Here is a 5,619-nt window from a genome sequence, read left to right as displayed (position 1 = left end):
TACGCCGGCCGCCGCGCCCTCGGCCCCACCGCGCTCGCCCTCGTCCACGTCGCCGAGGCCCGCGGCGTCCCCTGGGCGCGGCTCAACGACGCCAGCATGATCCAGCTCGGCCAGGGCCGCTGGCAGACCCGCATCGAGGCGGCGCTGACCGGGCGCACCTCGCACATCGCCGTCGAGATCGCCTCGGACAAGGAGCTCTGCTCGCGCCTGCTCTCGGACCTCGGCCTGCCGGTCCCGAAGCAGCGCTACGTCCGCTCGCCCGAGGACGCGGCCCGCGCAGCCAACCGCATCGGCTACCCGGTGGTGGTCAAGCCCGTCGACGGCAACCACGGCCGCGGCGTCGCGGTGAACCTCGGGACCGACGCCGAGGTCGCGGAAGCCTACGACATCGCCGAGGCCGAAGGCTCCGGCGTCGTCGTCGAGAGCATGATCCTCGGCGAGGACCACCGCCTGCTCGTCGTCGGCGGCAGGCTCGTCGCCGCCGCCCGCCGGATGCCCGGTCACGTCGTCGGAGACGGACGCTCGAGCGTGGCGGAACTCGTCGACGAGACGAACCGCGATCCCCGCCGCGGCGCCGGCCACGAGAACGTGCTGACCCGGCTGGAGATGGACGCGACGGCCGAGAAGCTGCTCGCCGAGAAGGGTCTCTCGGCCGCCTCGGTCCCGCCGGAGGGCGAGATCGTCTTCCTGCGCAAGACCGCGAACCTCTCCACCGGCGGCACGGCGATCGACGTCACCGACGTCATCCACCCCGACAACAAGCTCATGGCCGAGCGCGCCATCCGCGCCGTCGGCCTCGACATCGGCGGCGTCGACTTCCTGACCACCGACATCACCCAGAGCTGGCGCGAGACGGGCGGCGCGATCTGCGAGATCAACGCCGGCCCGGGGATGCGGATGCACATCGCCCCCTCCGAGGGCACGGGCCGGGACGTCGGCGGCGCCGTCATCGACATGCTTTATCCGGGCGGCGCGGCCGCCCGCGTGCCGGTCGCCGCACTGACCGGCACCAACGGCAAGACCACCACCGCCCGGATGCTCGCCCATGTGCTGAAGATGGCCGGCCACGTCGTCGGCCAGACGTCGACCGACGCCGTCTACGTCGACGGCAACGTGACCGTGCGCGGCGACATGACCGGGCCGGCCTCGGCGCGGATGGTGCTGCGCGACCCGACGATCGACATCGCCGTGATCGAGACCGCCCGCGGCGGCATCGTCCGCGCCGGGCTCGGCTACGACTTCTGCGACGTGGGCGCGGTCCTCAACGTCACCTCCGACCATCTCGGCCTCGGCGGCGTCGACACCATCGCGCAGCTCGCCGAGGTCAAGCGTCTGGTGGTCGAGGTCGCCAAGGACACGGCCGTCCTCTCCGCCGACAACGCCGAAACGCTGAAGATGGCGGCCTTCACCCCGGCGCGGCACGTCTGCTGGGTGACGCAGAACCCCGATCACCCGCTGGTGCGCGAGCACATCCGCCTCGGCAAGCGCGCCGTGGTGCTGGAGAAGGGCGCGAACGGCGAGCAGATCGTCATCTACGACAACGGCGCACAGATCCCGCTGATCTGGACCCACCTGATCCCGGCGACGCTGGAGGGAAAGGCGCTCCATAACGTCGAGAACGCCATGTTCACCGCCGCCATGGCCTATGCCCTCGGCAAGTCGCTCGACCAGATCCGCAACGGACTCCGGACCTTCGACAACACCTTCTACCAGTCGCCGGGCCGGATGAACGTCTTCGACGAGCACGGCTTCCGCGTCATCCTCGACTACGGCCACAACGAGGCCGCGGTGGGCGCCATGGTCGATCTCGTCGATCGGCTGAACCCCCTCGGCCGCCGCATCGTCTGCGTGACCTGCCCCGGCGACCGCCGCGACGAGGACGTCCGCGCCATCGCCGCCAGGGTTGCGGGCCATTTCGACGCCTACGTCACCCACAGCGACGACGACCTGCGCGGGCGGGAGCCGGGCGAGATCCCGGAGATGATCCGCGCCGAGCTGATCGCCCGTGGCGTCGCGGCCGAAGCGATCACCATCGCCGAAAGCGAGAGCGCCTCGGTGCAGGCGGCGCTGGAGATGGCGCGCCCGAACGACCTCGTGCTGGTGTTCTGCGAGGCGATCACCGCGACCTGGAAGCAGATCATCTACTTCCGCCCCGCCGAGGCCCCGGCGCCGCCAGCGCCCGAGCGCCGCATCGCCGCCGCCGGCTTCGTCGTGCCCGAGGGCTTCGAGCTCGTCAGCGACGATCGCGGCGTCCGCATCGCGCCGCTCGCATGACCGAACGCTTGCCGGAATCCCCACGGTTCGACCGGCCGCGGAGGCTCCCCGCATGAACCCGCCGCCCGGCCGGCTTGCCGTGATCGGCGGCCGGCTCGAGGACAGCAACGCCGCCGTCTACGACGAGATGCGCCGCCTCTCGGGGGGGCGGATTCTCGTCTTTCCGACCGCCTCGGCCGAGCCCGTCGAGGTCGCCGCCGAGCAGGTCGCCGCCTTCCGCGCCCACGGCTTCGTCTCGGACGTCGCGCCCCTCCACGACGGCGGCGGCGACGCCGACGATCCCGCCCTCGCCGCTCTCGTCTCGGGCTTCGGCAGCGTCTACTTCACCGGCGGCGACCAGGCGAAGATCACCGCCACGCTCGCCCCCGGCGGCCGCGAGACCGCGACGCTGGCCGCCATCCGCGCCAGTCTCGCCCGGGGCGGCCTCCTGGCCGGCTCCTCCGCAGGCGCCGCGATGATGTCCGCGCCCATGCTCCTCGGCGGCACCTCGCTCGAGGCCCTCGTCCACGGCGTCACCGACGATCCCGCAAAGCCCGGCCTCCTGATGGGCGACGGCCTCGGCTTCTTTCCCTTCGGCATGGTCGACCAGCACTTCATCAAGCGCGGCCGGCTCGGGCGCCTCGTCGTCGCCATGGCCGCCTCCGGCGTCCGGCGCGGCTTCGGCATCGACGAGAACACCGCGCTTTTCGTCGAGGGCGAGCGCGGCTGGGTCCGCGGCGAATACGGCATCATGCTCGTCGACCTCGGCGCCCGCCGCCGCGGCGGTCCGCTCGACCAGGCCTTCCGCCTGAGCTACCTCGACGACGGCGACGCCATCGATCTCGCGCGCTTCGAACCCGAGCCGGGCGAGGCCAAGCGCCGCGTGAGGAAGCGCGAGCGCGTCTACCGCGCGCCGGCCCAGTCGCGCCGCAACGCCTTCGGCGCCTATACCCTCTACGACCTGATGGCCCGCCTCACCCTCGGCGACCCGGATCACTACGACACCGACCGGGCCGCCGCCTTCGACGCCCGCAGCGGCGTCAGCGTCACCGTCACGCTGGAGCGCGCCCGCCGCCGCACCCGGGCGCTCGTCGCCACGCCGCCCACCGGGCTCCGGATGACCGGCATCGACTTCCGCTGCTCGATCGCTTCGGAGCGGCTCAGCGCCACCCGCATCCGCGAGCGCATCGGCCGCCCCGCGCGCAGCTTCGGCATGACGCCGCATCCCGACGCGCGCATCGTCCTGCTCGGCTCCTCGCCGCTCTCGGCCGACCCCGCCATGCTCGCCGCTGTCCTGCCGCTGCTGAACGGCGGGCCCGTCGGCGTCCTCGCCGCCGCCTCGGCCGAGCCGAAACGCACGGCGCGCGAGCACATCGGCCTCCTCGCGTCGCTCGGCGTCGAGGCGATCGACCTCGAAGCCACGATCGACACCGTCGAGTTCGCCGCCCGCGATCCCGATTTCCTGGAGTGCGTCGGCGCGCTGCGCGCCGTGCTGCTCACCGGCGGCAACCAGACCCGTCTCGTCGAGACCCTGCTCCACCGCGGCGAGGAAAGCGCGCTCCTGCGCGCCATCGCCCGCGCGCATTCCCAGGGCGCGCCCCTCGTCGCGGCCTCCGGCGCCGCCTCGGCACTCTCGGGCGTGATGATCGCCGGCGGCTCCTCCTCGGAGGCGCTGCGCTTCGGCGTGGCCTCCGACGTGGGACATCGCGGCCTCGCCATCCAGGAAGGCGTCGGCCTCTTCGGCGGCGGGGTGATCGACCAGAATATCCTGGGCGGCGAACGCCTCGGCCGCCTCCTCGTCGCCTGCGCCGAGGAGAACGAGCGCTTCGGCATCGGCGTGTGCGAGGATTCGGCCGCGATCTGGTCCGAGGGCGACGCCCGCATCGAGGCCGCCGGGCGCCACGGCGTCGTCCTCGTCGAGGCCGATCCACTCGGCCTCGTCCTGCACAGCGACAGCTTCGTCGCCGAAGGCGTCCGCGTCACCATGCTCGCGCCCGGCGACGCCGCCGAGCTTCGCACCGGCGCCGTGCGCCGTGCCGGCGACCCCGTCGCGGCCGAAGCGCTGCTGCGGCGGATGCTCGATTCCCTCGCCGCCCAGGTCGGCGCCCGCCAGGGCGACCCCCGCGCGCAGGCCGGCGCCTCCGGCCCCCGCGGCGTCACCCTGCGCATTCGCCCCGAGGGCGCCGCGGCGGCGATCGACCTCGAATGCCCCCGCGACCTGTAACACCGGCGGGCTCATGAAACGACTCGCGGACCTTTTTGACCTTTGCCGATTTTATCGTGTGTATTCAAGTAGTTAACCTATCTATCACGCGTGTTAGTGCGTGTTGGCCCGTGTTGCGCCGGGTGGCCGGGCAGGCTCGCCGGTATAACGGCTCGGCGGCGTGAACGCCGCGCGCAGCGGGAACCTTGACCGCGCCGGGGAATGCGAATAGGGCTCGCGCTCGGACGCGGGTGTAGCTCAGTTGGTAGAGCATCAGCTTCCCAAGCTGAGGGTCGCGGGTTCGAATCCCGTCGCCCGCTCCAGATTTCCCCACCCGCCGGACTGCCAGCACGGCGCGGCGTAGCCATGGCGCGCCATTGACCGAACCGCTTCCCGCCATGCCCCCCGTCCGGGGCGCCCTCACTCCCGGCCGCACCATGGCCGATCTGACCTGGCTTCGCGTCGGCGGCCCGGCCGAGTGGCTTTTCCAGCCCGCCGACGCCGACGACCTCGCGGACTTCCTCGCCGGAATGCCCGCCGGCGTCCCCGTCCTTCCCATGGGCGTCGGCTCCAACCTCATCGTGCGCGACGGCGGGATCGCCGGCGTGGTGATCCGCCTCGGCCGCGGCTTCAACGGCATCAGGGTCGAGGGCGACCGCGTGATCGCAGGCGCCGCGGCGCTCGACGCCCATGTCGCGCGCAAGGCCGCCGAGGCCGGGATCGACCTCGGTTTCCTGCGCACCATCCCCGGCTCCATCGGCGGCGCGGCACGGATGAACGCCGGCTGCTACGGGCTCTACACCCGCGACGCCTTCGTCTCGGCGCGCGCGGTGACCCGCGCCGGCGAGGCGGTCACGCTGGGACCGGACGACATGGGCTTCGGCTACCGCTCCACGACGCTGCCGGAGGGTCTGGTTATCGTCGAGGTCACGCTGACCGGGCCGCGCGACGCGCCGGAGGCGATCGCGGCGCGGATGGAGGAACAGCTCGCCCGACGCGACGCGAGCCAGCCGACGAAGGACCGATCCGCCGGATCGACTTTCCGCAACCCGGCAGGGTTTTCCTCGACCGGCCGCGACGACGACGTGCACGACCTCAAGGCCTGGAAGCTGATCCAGGACGCCGGCATGAAAGGCGCAACCCTGGGTGGAGCACAGATGTCG

Annotated in this window: 3 protein-coding genes and 1 tRNA gene; all 4 read left to right on the top strand. The window is 72.5% G+C overall.

Annotation, left to right across the window (positions count from 1 at the left end):
* Positions 1-2,274 (top strand): cyanophycin synthetase (gene cphA, locus KBA23_RS15365; protein WP_290742698.1); only part of this gene is annotated, 2,274 nt, incomplete at its 5' end.
* 52 nt (positions 2,275-2,326) lie between these two features.
* Positions 2,327-4,477 (top strand): cyanophycinase, encoded by a 2,151-nt coding sequence (locus KBA23_RS15360; RefSeq protein WP_290742695.1) that lies wholly within the window; start codon positions 2,327-2,329, stop codon positions 4,475-4,477.
* A 226-nt stretch (positions 4,478-4,703) separates the two neighbouring features.
* Positions 4,704-4,779: transfer RNA gene (locus KBA23_RS15355), tRNA-Gly, on the top strand.
* A 75-nt stretch (positions 4,780-4,854) separates the two neighbouring features.
* Positions 4,855-5,619: UDP-N-acetylmuramate dehydrogenase (murB, locus tag KBA23_RS15350; RefSeq protein ID WP_290742692.1), on the top strand; the 765-nt coding region annotated here is incomplete at its 3' end.

It is taken from the genome of Amaricoccus sp. (assembly GCF_017995835.1).
Classification (GTDB): Bacteria; Pseudomonadota; Alphaproteobacteria; order Rhodobacterales; family Rhodobacteraceae; genus Amaricoccus.
This window is presented reverse-complemented; position numbering and strand designations above follow the sequence as displayed.

Bases quoted from the DNA above. Each gene is read 5' to 3' on its own strand.
- KBA23_RS15360 (WP_290742695.1), top strand. From the start codon at position 2,327: ATGAACCCGCCGCCCGGCCGGCTTGCCGTGATCGGCGGCCGGCTCGAG.